The organism is Gracilibacillus thailandensis (assembly GCF_010994055.1).
GTDB lineage: Bacteria > Bacillota > Bacilli > Bacillales > Amphibacillaceae > Gracilibacillus > Gracilibacillus lacisalsi.
The window spans coordinates 20,506-37,152 of sequence record NZ_WJID01000055.1 but is presented as its reverse complement, the minus strand read 5'-3'; the positions used below and the strand labels follow the sequence as shown (position 1 = coordinate 37,152).

Annotated in this window: 16 protein-coding genes, 1 riboswitch and 1 other annotated feature; of the genes, 14 read left to right on the top strand and 2 right to left on the bottom strand. The window is 36.7% G+C overall.

The window, feature by feature from the left end:
• Positions 1 to 62: 62 nt before the first annotated feature.
• Entirely contained in the window at positions 63 to 542 is a 480-nt protein-coding gene (locus GH715_RS15600) for a LiaI-LiaF-like domain-containing protein (protein WP_153836140.1), read from the bottom strand.
• Between the two features lie 228 nt (positions 543 to 770).
• Between GH715_RS15600 and hemA the strand changes: the two genes are divergently transcribed.
• From hemA to GH715_RS15550, 10 genes are all read left to right on the top strand, one after another.
• Entirely contained in the window at positions 771 to 2,138 is a 1,368-nt protein-coding gene (gene hemA / locus GH715_RS15595) for a glutamyl-tRNA reductase (protein WP_163578705.1), read from the top strand.
• A gap of 18 nt (positions 2,139 to 2,156) precedes the next feature.
• A complete protein-coding gene (locus tag GH715_RS15590) occupies positions 2,157 to 2,975 on the top strand; it encodes a cytochrome C assembly family protein (protein ID WP_153836142.1) in 819 nt (272 codons plus the stop codon).
• Between the two features lie 24 nt (positions 2,976 to 2,999).
• Positions 3,000 to 3,932, top strand: coding sequence for a hydroxymethylbilane synthase (gene hemC, locus GH715_RS15585; RefSeq protein ID WP_153836143.1), 933 nt, complete (start codon positions 3,000 to 3,002; stop codon positions 3,930 to 3,932).
• 26 nt (positions 3,933 to 3,958) lie between these two features.
• Positions 3,959 to 4,693: a uroporphyrinogen-III synthase gene (locus GH715_RS15580; RefSeq protein WP_163578704.1), complete on the top strand. Its 735-nt coding sequence runs from the start codon at positions 3,959 to 3,961 to the stop codon at positions 4,691 to 4,693.
• A complete protein-coding gene (gene hemB / locus GH715_RS15575) occupies positions 4,693 to 5,673 on the top strand; it encodes a porphobilinogen synthase (RefSeq protein ID WP_018931411.1) in 981 nt (326 codons plus the stop codon). The genes GH715_RS15580 and hemB overlap by 1 nt, the downstream gene beginning before the upstream one ends.
• 13 nt (positions 5,674 to 5,686) lie before the next feature.
• Positions 5,687 to 6,973, top strand: coding sequence for a glutamate-1-semialdehyde 2,1-aminomutase (gene hemL / locus GH715_RS15570; RefSeq protein ID WP_153836145.1), 1,287 nt, complete (start codon positions 5,687 to 5,689; stop codon positions 6,971 to 6,973).
• A gap of 109 nt (positions 6,974 to 7,082) precedes the next feature.
• Positions 7,083 to 7,757, top strand: coding sequence for a FadR/GntR family transcriptional regulator (locus tag GH715_RS15565; protein ID WP_153836146.1), 675 nt, complete (start codon positions 7,083 to 7,085; stop codon positions 7,755 to 7,757).
• A gap of 218 nt (positions 7,758 to 7,975) precedes the next feature.
• Positions 7,976 to 9,649: a dihydroxy-acid dehydratase gene (ilvD, locus tag GH715_RS15560; protein WP_153836147.1), complete on the top strand. Its 1,674-nt coding sequence runs from the start codon at positions 7,976 to 7,978 to the stop codon at positions 9,647 to 9,649.
• A 373-nt stretch (positions 9,650 to 10,022) separates the two neighbouring features.
• Positions 10,023 to 10,973 (top strand): stage VI sporulation protein D, encoded by a 951-nt coding sequence (gene spoVID / locus GH715_RS15555; RefSeq protein ID WP_153836148.1) that lies wholly within the window; start codon positions 10,023 to 10,025, stop codon positions 10,971 to 10,973.
• Between the two features lie 113 nt (positions 10,974 to 11,086).
• Positions 11,087 to 12,103 carry a phosphotransferase gene (locus GH715_RS15550; RefSeq protein ID WP_153836149.1) on the top strand — a complete coding sequence of 339 codons (1,017 nt, stop codon included), beginning with the start codon at positions 11,087 to 11,089 and terminating at the stop codon, positions 12,101 to 12,103.
• 4 nt (positions 12,104 to 12,107) lie between these two features.
• Here GH715_RS15550 and GH715_RS15545 read toward each other — a convergent pair whose 3' ends face one another.
• Positions 12,108 to 12,296, bottom strand: coding sequence for a hypothetical protein (locus GH715_RS15545; RefSeq protein WP_083939002.1), 189 nt, complete (start codon positions 12,294 to 12,296; stop codon positions 12,108 to 12,110).
• A 430-nt stretch (positions 12,297 to 12,726) separates the two neighbouring features.
• Positions 12,727 to 12,815: riboswitch (cyclic di-GMP riboswitch) on the top strand.
• 35 nt (positions 12,816 to 12,850) lie between these two features.
• Here GH715_RS15545 and GH715_RS15540 point away from each other — a divergent pair.
• The 4 genes from GH715_RS15540 (at position 12,851) to GH715_RS15525 (ending at position 16,104) form a co-directional block, all read left to right on the top strand.
• Positions 12,851 to 12,985 carry an anti-repressor SinI family protein gene (locus GH715_RS15540; RefSeq protein ID WP_153836150.1) on the top strand — a complete coding sequence of 45 codons (135 nt, stop codon included), beginning with the start codon at positions 12,851 to 12,853 and terminating at the stop codon, positions 12,983 to 12,985.
• Between the two features lie 260 nt (positions 12,986 to 13,245).
• Positions 13,246 to 14,490: an NAD(P)/FAD-dependent oxidoreductase gene (locus tag GH715_RS15535; RefSeq protein ID WP_153836151.1), complete on the top strand. Its 1,245-nt coding sequence runs from the start codon at positions 13,246 to 13,248 to the stop codon at positions 14,488 to 14,490.
• A gap of 199 nt (positions 14,491 to 14,689) precedes the next feature.
• Positions 14,690 to 15,328: an ABC transporter ATP-binding protein gene (locus GH715_RS15530; protein ID WP_153836152.1), complete on the top strand. Its 639-nt coding sequence runs from the start codon at positions 14,690 to 14,692 to the stop codon at positions 15,326 to 15,328.
• Positions 15,325 to 16,104 carry an ABC transporter permease gene (locus GH715_RS15525; protein WP_153836153.1) on the top strand — a complete coding sequence of 260 codons (780 nt, stop codon included), beginning with the start codon at positions 15,325 to 15,327 and terminating at the stop codon, positions 16,102 to 16,104. Before GH715_RS15530 ends, GH715_RS15525 begins: the two co-directional genes overlap by 4 nt.
• Before the next feature lie 60 nt (positions 16,105 to 16,164).
• Positions 16,165 to 16,396 (top strand) — a binding site (T-box leader).
• Positions 16,397 to 16,647: the final 251 nt, after the last annotated feature.

The following is a 16,647-nucleotide window of genomic DNA, read 5'->3' as shown; positions in this document are numbered from 1 at the left end:
TCTTTTCTCTCTATATTTTCAAAGGCTTCTGTATTCAGAAAGCATAGCTATCATAGCACATATTATTTTTTTTTCAACAGCAAATACAAACCTAATCCAATTAAAACTACTGGCCAAAAACGTTCAATCCAGCTCATAAGCTGATGGATCCAGCTAAACCAACCTGGCTGATTATCAGCGAAGATGGCAAAACCGGAAATAATTAATAATATGACACCAGGAATAAACCCCTTTTTCGTTTTAGCAGCACGAGCTAAAAAAGCTATACCGATAATTATGGTATACATTCCCCAATGATCAATCCAAAATGGATAATGGGTAAGAGCGTGAAAATGGATCCCTAGTCCAAGCAAAAGAATACCGGGAAAAACATTTTTAAAATCTTTAGCTGAAAAAGCATGAATGAGAAAGGCTGCCCCTACCAAAATGAATAAAGTAGGCCATGAGTAGAAATCGGTAAAGATAGGGAGACGTAATTCCCTAAGTAAGAAAAAGATTCCGATTCCAATCAATAAATAAGCTACAAGACCATTATTTTTCAAAGATAAACACTCCTAGATTATAATTATTATTAATTTAGATTCATTTTCTTGATAAAATATATTGAATATGATAAAGTACTATTGAATTCAAAATCACATAACAACAACTTTCATTCTATCATAGATGATTAATAAACTGTTCATAAAATCATCACGATTTCGACATGAAAACATGTTATAATAATAATACTTATGTGTTAGGCTTTTGCTTTTTTGGGGGTAGATACAGTGCATATTTTAGCAGCGAGTATAAATTATAAAACAGCTCCTGTTGAAGTGAGAGAAATGCTCGCATTCCGTGAGGATACGGTTACTGATGCAATGACAGAATTAAACAGCAGAAAAAGCATTTTAGAGAATGTCATTATTTCTACTTGTAATCGCACGGAAATTTATGCGGTAGTTGATCAACTTCATACAGGAAGATATTTTATCAAACAGTTTTTGGCCGACTGGTTTGATATTGAAAAGGACGCATTCGCACCACACCTGATCATGTATGAAAACGAAGCAGCAGTGGAACATCTATTCCGCTTAAGCTGTGGATTAGAGTCCATGGTGATGGGGGAAACGCAAATTCTCGGTCAAGTAAAGCAAATCTTTTTAGATGCGCAAAAACGAAAATTGACTGGTACTATATTTAATGAGCTATTTAAGCAAGCAATAACGATCGGTAAAAAAAGCCAACGAGAAACATCAATCAATGATAATGCTGTATCTGTGAGCTATGCAGCGGTAGAACTAGCCAAAAAGATTTTTACTGATTTGCAAGAAAAACATATTGTCATTATTGGTGCTGGCAAAATGGGTGAATTAGCTGCCAAAAACATCTATGGTTCTGGGGCAGAGCAAGTAACCGTTGTGAATCGTACCGTGGAGAAGGCAGAACAACTGGCAAGCCAATTTAATGGGGTCGCAAAATCAACTGCTGAGCTTGAGAACACTTTGGTGCAAGCTGATATTGTGATCAGCTCTACGGGAGCGAATGACTACATGATTACTAAAGATCTGTATCAACGTGTAGAAAAAAAACGTAAAGGTCGTCCGTTATTTCTCGTTGATATTGCTGTACCAAGAGATTTAGATCCAGCTTTGGAATCTGTAGATAATGTGTTCTTGTATGATATCGATGATCTCCAAAATGTGGTGGATGCTAATCTGGAGGCTCGAAAAGAAGCGGCCGAAGTTATTGAACTGTGGATTGAAGAAGAAATTGTTGCATTCAATGAATGGTTACAAACACTTGGTGTTGTACCAGTTATTACTGCATTACGTGAACAAGCATTATCGATTCAACAAGAGACTATGAAAAGTATTGAACGCAAAATGCCTAACCTAACAGAACGTGAACGTAAAGTGTTAAATAAACACACAAAAAGTATCGTCAATCAATTATTAAAACAACCTATCTTGCAGGCGAAAGAATTTGCAGGTCAAAAAAACGCAGAGCAAGCATTAGCCTTATTTATGCAAATCTTTGATATTGAAGACCGTGTCAAAGAAGAAGTGAGAAAAACAGAAAATGACAAAGTGATTACTTTTGAAAAAAATAAGGATAGCATTATACAGAAACTACAAAATGTGTCGACACATTAATCGGGTGGTTTTCCCAATATGTTCGAAGAGAGATTTTTACAAGAGAGTGTATTATTACTCTATGGTTTGACTGTTATTATTTATTTTATAGATTTTCTGTACCATAACCGGAAAGCGAATCGTATCGCTTTCTGGTTGCTTGCAATGGTTTGGCTTTTTCAAACCATTTTTTTATTAACAGAAATTTGGAAAACATCAAGTATACCGATACAAACCTTAAATGACGGGCTATATACGTATACCTGGATTATTATTACGTTTTCGTTAATCGTTCATCGGATGTTCCGACTTGAGTTTTTTATGTTCTTTATCAGTGTATTTGGCTTTTTTATCATGATTATCCATACATTACGATCGATGCAAATCACGGATTCTACCCAGATCCCATTGGTATTAGATGAAATGCTTTTTGCGCATATTGTACTTGCGCTCGTATCCTATGGTCTGTTTACCATTTCGTTTATTTTAGCTTGTTTATACTATATGCAATATAAATTTCTTAAACAGAAAAAAGGGTATAAATGGTTACGAAGATTCCAAGACTTAGAAGGATTGGAGAAAAGAGCATTTCAATTGATTGGATTGGGTGAACCGCTACTATTGCTATCGATTATTCTAGGTGTCGTATGGGCTTACATGACGAACACGGAGTTTTACTGGGGTGACAGTAAAACACTAGGTTCCATCATTGTGTTCGCCATTTATGCTGGTTATTTATACATGCGAATTCAAAAAGGGTATCAAGGTAAAGCTATTTTAAGCTGGAATATATTCGCATTTCTCGTTTTATTAATCAACTTTTTCCTGTTTAACAGTTTATCGAACTTTCATATGTAACAAAACACAAAGGAGGCAACTAGCTTGCGTAAAATTGTCGTAGGTTCAAGAAGAAGTAATTTAGCATTGACTCAGTCAGAATGGGTTATTGAGCAATTAAAGAAGCATGCGGGTGATAAATACCAATTTGAAATTAAAAAGATTGTGACAAAAGGGGATCAAATTCTTAATGTCACACTTTCGAAAGTCGGAGGTAAAGGACTTTTTGTAAAAGAGATTGAAAAAGCAATGTATGACAAAGAAATAGATTTTGCTGTACATAGTATGAAAGACATGCCTGCAGTAATGCCAAAGGGATTGATGATTGGTTCCATTCCTGTTCGAGAAGATCATCGAGATGCTTTCATCTCCAATAATCATATCAAATTAGCAGATTTACCGGCTGGGGCGGTTGTCGGAACAAGTAGTTTGCGCAGAGGATCGCAAATTCTTGCTGCACGACCAGATCTGAAAATTCAATGGATTCGTGGAAATATTGAAACAAGAATGCGTAAGTTAAAAGAAGAGAATTTCGATGCGATTATTTTGGCAGCAGCAGGGTTAAAACGAATGAACTGGAGTGAAGAGATTGTTACAGAATATTTAGAACCAGATGTTTGTGTACCTGCCGTTGGACAAGGTGCCTTAGCAATTGAATGTAGAGAAGATGACCAAGAGCTATTAGCATTATTAGAAAAAATTAATGATGCTTACACGGAAAAAACGGTAACAGCGGAACGCACCTTCTTGCATTTATTAAATGGCGGTTGTCAGGTACCGATTGGTGGCTATGCATACCTTGATGGTGATGAGGTTGTATTAACTGCATTAGTGGCAAGTAGTGATGGTAATACGATATTAAAAGAAACAATAAGAGGGAATGACCCACAACAGGTTGGGAAAGAAGCAGCCGAAAAATTGCAAGCTCAAGGTGCGCAGAAACTGGTAGATGAAGCAATCGAGGAGAATCAGGGATGAGTCTGCCTTTAAAGGGGAAGAGAGTAATGGTGACAAGGGAAGCGAGACAAGCCTTGCCCTTGATCCAATTACTTGAAGGGTATGGTGCTAGTTGTGAACGTGTACCGCTCCTTTGTTTTGAGGCAATAGATGATGATGTAAATCGCAGTCAATTGACCAATCTTGCTTCATTTGATTGGCTATTCTTTACAAGTGTGAATACAGTCCGCTTTTTTCATCAATATATAACTACGCTTGGTATTCAAGTAAAAAATAAAATTGCAGCTGTCGGTGAAAAAACAGCAAGATCATTAGCTCATTATGGTTATGCCGTTGATTTTCAACCTTCCACCTACAGTGGTAAAGCTATGGTCGAAGAGTTTTTAAATGAAAATAGTACGAAACGGATTGCGCTTATTTGTGGCGAAAATGCCAGAAGAGAAATTCCTGAATTACTCAAGGAAGCAGGAGTATCTTTTGAAAAAATCGTGATTTATCGTACAATAAAAAATGAGCAATCAAAATCTTTGTTAAACAAAGCAGTATCTCAAGTTGATGCGGTATTTTTCACTAGTCCATCAACCGTTGATGCTTTTCAACAATTTTTGAAGCCTCACCTGTTTGAACAAGCTAAAAATAGTTTGTTGACTATTGCGATTGGAGAAACAACAGCAGAGGCATTACGTGAACGATCATTCTGCGATATTCTCTATCCGGAAACATTTACAGTTGAGAACATGGTAGAGGTTTATATTGATTACATAAGAAAAGGTGATGCATAATGGCAAAAACACAATTTGATCGTCATCGTCGCTTAAGAAACTCTAGTGTTATGAGACGATTTGTGCGTGAAACAGATTTAAAGGTAGATGATTTAGTATACCCGTTATTCGTTGTCGAAGGGGAAAATATTAAAAATGAAGTAAGTTCAATGCCAGGAGTATTTCAAGTATCACTTGATCACCTCGATGAAGAAGTGGAAGAGTTATTATCACTAGGTATTCCGTCTATCCTGTTATTCGGGGTTCCGAAAGAGAAAGATGAAGTCGGTTCAGGTGCCTATGACCCAAATGGTATTGTTCAACTGGCCATTCGACAGATCAAACAGAAGACCGATCAACTGCTAGTTATTGCGGATACCTGTCTTTGTGAATATACATCCCATGGCCACTGTGGTGTGATTGAAAATCAGGATGTTGACAATGACAAATCATTACCACTGCATGTAAAAACGGCGGTTACGCAAGCTGAAGCTGGAGCCGATATTATTGCACCATCGAATATGATGGATGGATTTGTAGCTGAAATTCGTAAAGGGCTGGATGAGTCAGGGTTTAAGCATATTCCGATTATGTCTTATGCAGTTAAATATGCTTCCGCTTTTTATGGTCCATTTCGTGATGCAGCAGAAAGTACTCCACAATTCGGTGACAGAAAGACCTATCAAATGGATCCTGCAAATCGATTAGAAGCAATGCGTGAAGCGGCATCTGATATCGAAGAGGGTGCAGACTTTTTAATTGTTAAACCTGCATTATCCTATATGGATATCATTCGAGAAGTGAAGAATCAACATCCTGTCCCAGTAGTTGCTTATAATGTAAGTGGCGAATATTCAATGGTCAAAGCGGCTAGTCTCAAAGGATGGATTGATGAACAAGCGATCGTTTTAGAGAAACTGACATCCATGAAACGAGCTGGAGCGGATATTATTATTACGTATTTTGCAAAAGATGTGGCCAAATGGCTTCAAAATAAATAAGGAGGTAGCTCTTATGCGTGAAAATCAGAAATCGGTTGATGCATATAAAGAATCGGTCAGCTTAATGCCGGGAGGGGTTAATTCACCTGTTCGAGCATTTAAATCGGTAGGCATGAACCCGATCTATATGGAATCTGGTAAAGGATCCAAAATATATGATATTGATGGCAATGAATACATTGATTATGTTTTAAGTTGGGGGCCATTAATTTTAGGTCATGCGGATGACCGAGTAGTCTCCAAGTTAAAAGAAATAACGGAAAAAGGGACAAGCTTTGGTGCACCGACATTACTGGAAAATGAATTAGCGCAATTAGTAATTGATCGTGTTCCTTCTATTGAAATGGTACGTATGGTTAACTCGGGTACAGAAGCAACTATGAGTGCTTTACGATTAGCTCGTGGCTATACAGGGAAAAATAAAATTCTCAAATTCGAAGGAAACTATCACGGTCATGGTGACTCATTGCTAATAAAAGCTGGTTCAGGTGTCGCGACACTAGGTCTTCCAGATAGTCCTGGTGTACCGGAAAGTGTTGCTCAGCATACGATTACTGTACCTTACAATGATTTAGAGAGTGTTCGCTATGCTTTTGAACAATTTGGTGAAGATATTGCAGCAGTTATTGTGGAACCTGTATCAGGTAATATGGGAGTTGTACCACCACATCAAGAATTTTTAAAAGCATTGCGTGATATTACTACTCAACACGAAACTTTACTTATTTTTGACGAAGTAATGACTGGTTTCCGTGTTGGTTATCATTGTGCACAAGGCCATTTTGAGGTTACACCGGATTTAACTTGTTTAGGAAAAGTAATCGGTGGAGGTTTACCGGTTGGTGCTTATGGCGGTAAACGTGAGATTATGGAACGTATTGCTCCTGTCGGTGATATTTATCAAGCTGGAACACTGTCAGGGAACCCGCTTGCAATGACAGCTGGTTTAGAAACGTTAAAGGCAATGGATCGTGCTGCCTATGATGAGATTAATAAGAAAGTGGATCGACTTGTAGAAGGATACAGGTTAGCAGCAGATAAGCATAATGTGTCATTACAAATCAATCGTGCGGGATCAATGGTCGGAGTCTTTTTCGCCGATGAACCAGTTATTAACTATGAAACAGCAGCGAAATCTGATACCGAAGCATTTGCAACATATTACCGAACAATGGCAGAAGAGGGAATTTTCCTTCCTCCTTCTCAATTTGAAGGGCTATTTATGTCAACAGCCCACACGGATGATGACATTGAAAAAACAATTGCAGCAGCAGAAAAAGCATTTGAAAAGCTATCTTAATTCAGAAGCTTGCAAGCCAAAAAAGGTTTGCAAGCTTTTTTGAAATAATCTAAATGGGATACTACAATCTATATGCTATACTAGAAAGAAAAATAGGGTGATAAAGTTTATGGTTCAAAAAAGACTATCTGATAGTGTAGCAGACGATATAATGTCCATGCTTGCTATTGAGAAAAGATTTCTTCCAGGTGATAAGCTTCCAAACGAAAATGAATTATCAGAGGAGCTAAATATTAGTAGAACAACCCTTCGGGAAGCAATCCGCATATTGGTTACTAATGGCATTTTAGAGATTAGAAGAGGGAAGGGTACATATGTAAAGGAAGACATTGATGTAAATAATCTAGAAGAAATGGGCTTTCTTGTAGAGGCTAAAATAAATGCAAAAGATTTGTATGAAATGCGCTTGATATTTGAACCCGAAGCTGCCTATTATGCGACGATTCGAGCAAGTGATCCGGAATTAAGGCGTATTTTAGATTATGGTAACCAAATAGAACAAAAAATTAAGCACAATGAGGATCGAACAAACGTAGAACAAATGTTCCATAAATCCATCGTAAAGGCTACCCATAATGAATTTATGGAAAAGCTGATGCCAGTTCTTTACCAAGCTATCGATAAGGGAGTCATTTTATCTAAGAAAAAGGAACTTGCAGTCAAAGATACGATCAATGATCATAAAATGATAATGGAATTTATGAAAAATCGTAATCCTGAAGGTGCAAGAAGCGCAATGAAAATTCATATTTTGCATGCAATGGAAGAGTTGCGAATTGAATAATAGTTCATTAAAAGGACATTTTGGATCTAACCAAGATGTCCTTTTTATCGTATGAGAAAGTGTACGATAAATATAAGCACCCGATATCCCTTCCATAAAATAGCTCTTCAACAACTATTTTATGAAGCTTCTTCTGAATTTGTCATACAACTATATTGACAGTAGACAACATACAATATAAAATACATTAAACAAATAAAATAAGGGGTGTGGTACAGATGAGAAGAAGTGATACGATAAAAATAGGAGTAGATCGTGCTCCTCATCGTAGTCTTTTATATGCTACGGGGAAGGTGAAAGCGAAAGATTTAGGGAAACCATTTATTGGTGTTTGCAATTCTTATATTGATATTATTCCTGGACATGTACATTTACGTGAGTTCGCAGATGTAGTAAAAGAAGCCATCCTTGAAGCTGGTGGTATCCCATTTGAATTTAATACGATTGGAGTGGATGATGGAATTGCGATGGGACACATCGGAATGCGTTATTCCTTGCCAAGTCGTGAATTAATTGCAGACAGTGCTGAAACGGTTATTAATGCGCATTGGTTTGATGGCGTATTTTATATTCCGAACTGTGACAAAATCACACCTGGTATGCTAATGGCAGCTGCTCGTACGAACGTACCCTCCGTCTTCGTTTCCGGTGGTCCAATGGAAGCCGGTACAAGTTCTAGCGGAAAACAACTTTCATTATCATCTGTTTTCGAAGGTGTTGGGGCATATAAATCAGGTAAGATGACGGAAGAAGAATTTAACGATATTGAAAAGAACGCTTGTCCAACTTGTGGGTCTTGTTCAGGTATGTTCACAGCAAATTCCATGAACTGTTTGATGGAAATGTTAGGTGTAGCACTACCTGGGAATGGTTCGGTTGTAGCCACAAGCGAGAAGCGTAAAGAATTGATACAAGAAGCAGCAAAACATTTGGTTCGTATGATTGAAGAAGATGTTAAACCGCGTGATATCATTACAAAAGAAGCGATTGATGATGCGTTTGCACTTGATATGGCGATGGGTGGATCTACCAATACAGTATTGCATACATTAGCTATTGCCAGAGAAGCTGGAATAGAATATGACCTTGAAAAGATTAACAAAATTGCTGCCCGTGTTCCGTATCTTGCGAAGATTATGCCTGCATCTGATATCTCCATGGATGATATCAATAAAGCTGGAGGAATTAGTGCCATTATTAATGAATTAACGAAAATCCCTAATGCTATTCATCCAGATCGCTTAACGATAACAGGTAAGTCAATGGGCGAACTTGTTAATGGATATGACATTACAAATAAACAAGTTATTCGTCCAAAAGATAATCCATACAGTCCAGTAGGAGGATTATCCATTTTATACGGTAATCTTGCTCCAGAAGGTGCTGTCATTAAAGTTGGTGCTGTTGATCCTGCCATCAAAGTATTTGAAGGAGAAGCAATCATTTTTGATTCTCAAGATGAAGCGCAAGAAGCGATTGATAATGGAACTGTTAGAGAAGGGCATGTTGTTGTTATCCGATATGAAGGACCTAAAGGTGGTCCGGGAATGCCAGAAATGTTAGCTCCTACTTCGGCTATTATGGGCCGAGGTTTAGGCAGTACAGTGGCTCTTCTAACTGATGGGCGTTTCTCAGGTGCATCTCGGGGTATTTCCATTGGACATATTTCCCCAGAAGCTGCAGAAGGTGGACCAATTGCATTAATTGAAAATGAGGACGTTGTGGTTATAGATTTACCAAATAGACTACTAAATGTAAAAGTATCGGACGAAGTCTTAGATGAACGTAGAAAATCACTAGAACCCTTTGAGCCTAAAATCAAACAAGGTTGGTTAGGAAGGTATTCAAAACTTGTAACAAATGCTTCTAAAGGCGGCGTGATGAGCATATAATTGTTCTGATTTTATAAATGATTGGAATAAATTCATAGAGTATTATTCATTAAGCAATCTTTTAATTAGAAAATAAACGTTTGGATGAAAGAGCTCCAAACGTTTATTTAAATAGCAAAGAAAGTATAAAATTGAGTTCCTGTCTAGCTCCGAACACCCAAAAACTAGGGGACTTCACGAATCGCCCTACGATAAGTCAGCGATAGGTTTTAAATAAAATGCAAAAGTACTATTCACCTCTTTAAACTACATAGCAGTTCAAGAAAATAAACAAGCTGAATGATACTGATCAAGCATATTTCTCTCGTTACCTACATATAGTTTATTGAGATGCTAGTACGCCTTAGCTAAGCAAAGGAAAGGGGGAAGTGCTTTGCAAGAAGCCTTTACATTTAATATTCATGAAGCAATAGCTTTTGATAAGGATCAGCAAATCCAGGAAATGTTAGGCATTGGATTAGAGCCGGTAATTTCAATGGAGGAAATAGGTAACACACTTTCTATTAGAGGAGTAATGGAACTGAAAGGAGAGTATATTAGGAACGATGCTCCTGTCGAAAGTGAAGTTCGCCAAACAGACGCGACCTTTGTAGAACGAGTAGAATCTTTGTCTGATGAAGTAAATGAATTTTTCCATAAATTCCTTATTGATGTATCGATTCCAATGGAGAGAATCCCTTCATTAGATGATGTTTCAATTGAAGTAGATCATTTTGATTATACATTAGAATCTGCTAATGAAATGGCGATAGAAGCAACCCTAGCTATTCAAGGTATTGAAGAACCACAAGTTGAAGCTGAAATTCAAGAAGAAGAGACTCTGCCATCTTTTGAAGAAAATCGTATGGATGAAGAATTAGAAGAAGAAGAAGATACATTCCATTTAGAAGTAGAACCAGAGTTAGATAATGAGCCAGAAGAGGAAAAAGTGGTAGATATCAGCAGTGTTCGAAATGATTCTGAAACAGTTGAAGAAGAAGATAGTATAGATGAACAGGAAGAGAACTTAGTAAGAGAGCCTGAAGATGATTTCGTATTAGAAAATGATGAGGAAGAAGAGGAAAATGCAGAAGACAAACTACATGTCCAAGCAAGGGAAGAGCGGACAAATGACACATCCTATTTATTGAATATTTTTGCTGGTGAAGAAAGTGCTAGCTATACTCGACTAAAATTATATATTGTGCAACCTGATGATCAGATGCAAACTATCGCTGAGCGTTATCAAGTTTCTCCTAGACAAATTATGAGAACGAACCGTCTAGAAGAAGAGGATATAACGGCAGGCCAATTAATTTATATTCCCATAACCTCAGAAGATTAGAGATTTAATCCCTTGGTGCCAGTCAAGGGATTTTTTGTTTACGAGTTTAGAAGAGTTCCGACTTAGTAAATGCTGAAGTAGTTACGTGTTGATTTTTTAAAGGAGGAAGACAAATGGAGTGGTCACAAATAATCGAAGCATATCAATTACAACCGGAGGAAATTGAGCAAGTGACAGAAAGAGTGTTTAAAATAAAGGCAAACTCACAACAGTATGCTTTAAAAAAGTCAAGGTTATATCCAGATGACTTAGGGAGATGGCAAGCGATTCAACAATATATACAACAAAAACAGATATTAGGATTTGTCCCGATTTATTATGCCAAAAATAATCAACCATTTGTAAGAGATCAAGATCAAATTTATTATCTGATGCCATGGGTAGAACAGGATTATACGGATCAGCCAATCGATGAATATGCATCAGTTATTCATGCTATAGGACGTCTACATGCTGCAACGATGGATTATCATCAGATTGCACCATTGAAACAAAACAAAGAAGGTATGGAACAGCAATTTCAGCAAGAATTATCTAGCTATCGGGACCAAATGTTAAAGTATGTTCGCTATTTTGAAGCAAAGCGTTTTATGTCGCCTTATGAGTTGCAAATTTGCATGTATTATCGTGATATAGAACAAATATTTAATCAACTAGAAAGATGGCAAGAAATTTATTTAGATGTAATGGAAGAAACAAACGAGATGAAATATACCTTATGTCATGGAAATATCCGACCTTCTCACTATGTGATCACACAAGCAAACACCTATTTTTTGAATTGGGAAGATGCATTGATGACATCTCCAACTTATGATTTAGCAAATTATTATCAATATTTATTTCAATTTCATGACTGTGATATGGGGAAAGTGACTGATTCATTTTCTATCTATTGTCGCTATATTGATTTATCGGACTATGAAAAATCTTTATTAGTATTACAATTACTGTCTCCGGCAAATTGGTTTCATGAAGTATTTACCAGTGTGCAATCATCGAGAAATAAAAATAATGTAAATTGCTCCATCAAAATTGAGCAGGAATATCGTAAGTTATTATTCGGTTTACAGCTACAAGATTTTATTTATAAAACATTAAAGTCAGAGCAATTTGAAGAAACGTATTAGAGCATTATATCCATTCTAATTGAAAAGCTATAAGAATACCAATTAGAATTCCTAACAATAACACGTCAAAAGTTGTTGGTATAAATATTGTACGTATCCCCTGAAAGATCACGATTGGAAGTGTACATCGTTCACAAATTAAGATCCATTCTCGAGCCCAAGGTGGTAAACGGTAACGATAATAACGAGACAAAGTATCACCTCATTCACGATATAATAATTCATTATATTGTAGCTTATGCAGTAAAATTGTAATTGTACCCAAAATGAAAGTATTAATTAAATTCCTTTTAAAAGAATGCGTAATAAAATCTTTACAAAATATATCAAAGTATTTATCTAGTTCGATTTTCTCAAAAATCTATAGATGTGCAGGAATATGATCGATGTTTATCGAATATATACTAGATAATAGGTACTATGGATTCGTCAAAATCTATTGTTGTTTTATAGGAGGTGTATGTAGCAGTAGTGTTCTTTTAGAATGATATAAATTTAAGTTCTGATCGACGAATAAAAAAATAAGGAGCTGCAGTTATAGTAACATTTAAGCATGTGATAAAAATATAATGGCTTGCATGCTACTCAAACTATGGATTCGTATGTTGTATTCGATAGATAAAATCAGAAAAAGGCAAACCTATTGAGAGGTAGGGACGCAAAGTTACAGGTCCGATTAATACTTATGTATTCGGATGGCTGAGCTGCCTGAAATACAGTAGTGTATTTTAGGAGGGGAATACGTTTATGCCAACAAAAGTAAACGTGGATTATGAATGGATTTACTTGATAGCAAAAGCGAAAGCGAAAGGTTACACAGTAGAAGAAGTTCGAGCATTCCTAAAACAGAATAACTGCAAGTCCAATGTGCTACCAAACTAATAATAAAACCCTGCAAAATAGGGTTTTTTATTTTTGAGAAAGTATTTAACTATAGGTAGCACAGCTTTTTTAGAGACTTCAATACTTTTTTAGCGCTTACACCGAATTGTTTACTTATATATCATATTACGATTTGGAAAAAATATTAGTTTTTAGATGGGGCTGGTTTATTAGACTGAAAATGACAATTTTGATATACTGACAGCGATCGATATGATACATACAAATCGTTTAAAAGGTGAAAACTATCGTAGTTAACAATGGCTCTAAAACAAGAAGGGAAGGATTCGATGATAGGAAACAGACCTAAAATAGTTGTACTTGGAGCAGGCTATGCAGGTATGATGACAACCAAACGTTTAACACAACAATTTGCACCAGAAGAAGCAGATATTACATTAGTCAACAAACACAATTATCATTATCAAACAACATGGTTGCATGAAGTAGCTGCAGGAACAATTGATGTTAATCGCTCTCGAATTATGATTTCCGATGTCATCAATACTCGCCGCGTTAATTTTGTACATGATGCAGTGGTGAAAATTAACAAAGAATCCAAAACAGTTCAACTAGAAAATGGCGAAATTAGTTATGATTACTTAGTGATTGGACTAGGTTTCGAAAAAGCCACATTTGGTATTCCTGGTATGGAAGAGCATGCTTTTTCGATTCAGAGTGTCGACACGAGTCGTATGATTAGAGATCATATTGAATATCAGTTTGCTCGTTATCGAAATGAAAAAAATCCTGATTCAAGTATGCTAACGATCGTTGTAGGTGGTGCTGGTTTCACCGGTATCGAATTTTTAGGTGAGTTAGCAGAACGAATACCGCTATTATGTAAAAAATATGATATCCCGCGTCAAGACGTAAAGATCATAGATGTTGAAGCAATGCCAACCATTCTACCAGGCTTTGATGAAGAGCTATTAAGCTATGCGAAAGAGTCATTAGAATACCGTGGTATTGAATTTAAGCTTGGTACCATGATTAAAGAAGTAAAAGCAGACTTTGTTGTCGTTGGGGAAGATGAAGAGGAAATTAAAGCAGGTACGATAGTTTGGACTGGTGGTGTACAAGCTAATCGAATTGTAGGAGAATCAGGTTTTGAGCTAACGAAAGGTAAAGTCAATGTAGATGCCACATTACGTGCTCCAGGACATGATGAAGTCTTTATTTTAGGTGATTGTGCATGGGTGATGAATAACGAAACAGGAAAACCATACCCGCCTACAGCCCAAATTGCCATACAGGAAGCAGATGTTTGCGCGCATAATATTAAAACGATGATTTATGGTGGTACACTACAAGAATTCCAGTTTGATGATAAAGGAACAGTAGCATCTTTAGGTGGAAGTGATGCGATGGGAACGGTATTTGACGGCAATAAATTATATGGTATGCAGGCAAAAGTGATGAAAAATGTGATTGATGACCGCTACTTGTTCTTATTAGGTGGGCCAATGCTCGTACTGAAAAAGGGTAAATTCCGTCCGTTTTAACAGAACTATAAAAGAGGAGGAAGTCATATGAAAAATACATTATTTTACACATTATTAACGGTAGTTGCGACGATTGCATATGTATTTGTTTCTAGGAAAATGGAAGATAAGCGTGATTTTCGCTAAGAATCGTGAGCAGATACAATCGGGTGTCTGCTCTATTTAAATTACATAGACCTAGTACTTTGGAGGAGACGTCATGTTTTCGATTAAACAATTGGTTTTTAAGGATATACTTACGGTTAACAATTTAGAAATTGAATCAGGTAAAATTTACTGCTTATTTGGAGAAAGTGGCAGTGGTAAATCTACCTTGTTAAAAATGTTTAACAGCATGCTTACTCCTGATCAGGGTACTATTACTTATAAAGATCAATCGATCGCAAACTTAGACCCTGTTCAATTAAGAAGAGAAGTAGTAATGCTTGGACAGGACCCGGTAGTTTTTGAAGGAACAGTTCGTGATAACCTTTTGATAGGACTGCAATTTGCGGATGAAGCAGATGTCGAAGATCAGGTATTGATTGATTTATTAAACGACTTACATTTAACAAAAGATTTAGATGACGAAGCGGATAAACTATCTGGTGGTGAACAACAAAGGTTAGCATTTGGACGTGTGCTTTTGATGAATGCCGAAGTCTACTTGTTGGACGAACCTACATCTGCTCTTGATGAAGAAACGGAAACCGCGATTATGGACTTATTTACAAAGAAAATCCGTGACGAAGGTAAAATGGCAATCATGGTTACACATTCAAAAGAAGTCGCAGAAAAATATAGTGATGAAATTATCTATATGAACGACATAGTAACGAAAGAGGGTGATTTTTCATGAATGAAATGCTTGAAATTACGATATGGCAGCTCGTTACTGCTTATATTTTTATAGTCATCCTACTTGCGATCGTCCGCTGGCGTAAAATCCCGCGAGAGAAAGAAATCATTATTGCTACACTAAGAATGACGATTCAACTTATATTAGTTGGTTATGTACTCATGTTTATATTTGAAAATGAGAAAATGATTTACTCGATTATCGTCATTATTATCATGGAAACATTTGCTGTTTATAATATTTATAAACGTACGAAACAAACCTTAAGCAGAGAGTTAAAGAAAATTATTGCGATTTCGATGGTATCCGGTACTTTATTTGCTTTTCTTTATTTTGATTTTATCGTTGTTCAGTTTTCACCATGGTATGATCCCCGTTATTTCATACCGATTGCAGGTATGTTAATCGGGAACTCTATGACTGGAATTACACTTGGAGTTAGCTCTTTAGTGGAAGGCTTCAGCTCACGTAAGAAAGAAGTGGAAGCTGCATTGATGTTAGGAGCGCCACCGAATAAAGCATCACAGGGTATTGTTAATCATGCTTTTGATTCAGCGATCTTACCGACAATCAACAGTATGGTCGGAATGGGGATTGTTTTTTTACCAGGAATGATGACCGGTGTTATCTTATCTGGGGCAGGTCCGATGGATGCGATTAAATATCAAATTGCCATTATGCTTGGTATCACGGGTAGTGTTTCATTGTCCGTAATTTTATTCTTATATTTTGGTTATAAGACGTTTTTTAATAAACATGCACAATTGACATTATAATTAAACTTGACTTCTTTGATTCCTTTTGGATAAAATAGCATATAATGAATCATAATTAAGACAGATGCGATGATGAGGAGGAGTACTTCACACTGTTCGCTAGAGAGGAAGACCCACTGGCTGAAAGGTTTTCTCGAAAAAAGGTGAAGGAAGGTAGCCTCTGATGCAGCTTTACTGAACACGACAAGTAGGTAAAAGCCGGTGAAATCCGTTATCTTCTGCTAAGCGTATAAGTGATAGTACTTATAAACAAAGGTGGCACCGCGGAAACCCAATCCTTTTCGTCCTTTAAACAAGGCCGGAAAGGATTTTTTTATGTCGCTGTGGAGAGGATATGCCAGATCCATAACTGCGAGATAAAGTGGATCCGAGGCTAATTTGGGCTAAGCACGGACATTTGTTCGTGCCAAAAGTGCTGTTTTTAGGGTGGTCACGGACATCTATTCCAAAATGGTGCTCATTTAAGCTAAAATGAACCAAATAAGGGATTCAATGTCCGCATCAAGACAAATTTTCACTAATTCGCAGTAGTTATCTATGATT

Excerpts from the sequence above, each read along its gene's own strand:
- GH715_RS15590 (WP_153836142.1), top strand. The coding sequence starts at position 2,157 with ATGTTCGAAGAGAGATTTTTACAAGAGAGTGTATTATTACTCTATGGT.
- GH715_RS15580 (WP_163578704.1), top strand. The coding sequence starts at position 3,959 with ATGGTGACAAGGGAAGCGAGACAAGCCTTGCCCTTGATCCAATTACTT.
- hemB (WP_018931411.1), top strand. The coding sequence starts at position 4,693 with ATGGCAAAAACACAATTTGATCGTCATCGTCGCTTAAGAAACTCTAGT.
- hemL (WP_153836145.1), top strand. The coding sequence starts at position 5,687 with ATGCGTGAAAATCAGAAATCGGTTGATGCATATAAAGAATCGGTCAGC.
- GH715_RS15565 (WP_153836146.1), top strand. The coding sequence starts at position 7,083 with ATGGTTCAAAAAAGACTATCTGATAGTGTAGCAGACGATATAATGTCC.
- ilvD (WP_153836147.1), top strand. The coding sequence starts at position 7,976 with ATGAGAAGAAGTGATACGATAAAAATAGGAGTAGATCGTGCTCCTCAT.
- GH715_RS15550 (WP_153836149.1), top strand. The coding sequence starts at position 11,087 with ATGGAGTGGTCACAAATAATCGAAGCATATCAATTACAACCGGAGGAA.
- GH715_RS15540 (WP_153836150.1), top strand. The coding sequence starts at position 12,851 with ATGCCAACAAAAGTAAACGTGGATTATGAATGGATTTACTTGATAGCA.
- GH715_RS15535 (WP_153836151.1), top strand. The coding sequence starts at position 13,246 with ATGGCTCTAAAACAAGAAGGGAAGGATTCGATGATAGGAAACAGACCT.
- GH715_RS15530 (WP_153836152.1), top strand. The coding sequence starts at position 14,690 with ATGTTTTCGATTAAACAATTGGTTTTTAAGGATATACTTACGGTTAAC.
- GH715_RS15525 (WP_153836153.1), top strand. The coding sequence starts at position 15,325 with ATGAATGAAATGCTTGAAATTACGATATGGCAGCTCGTTACTGCTTAT.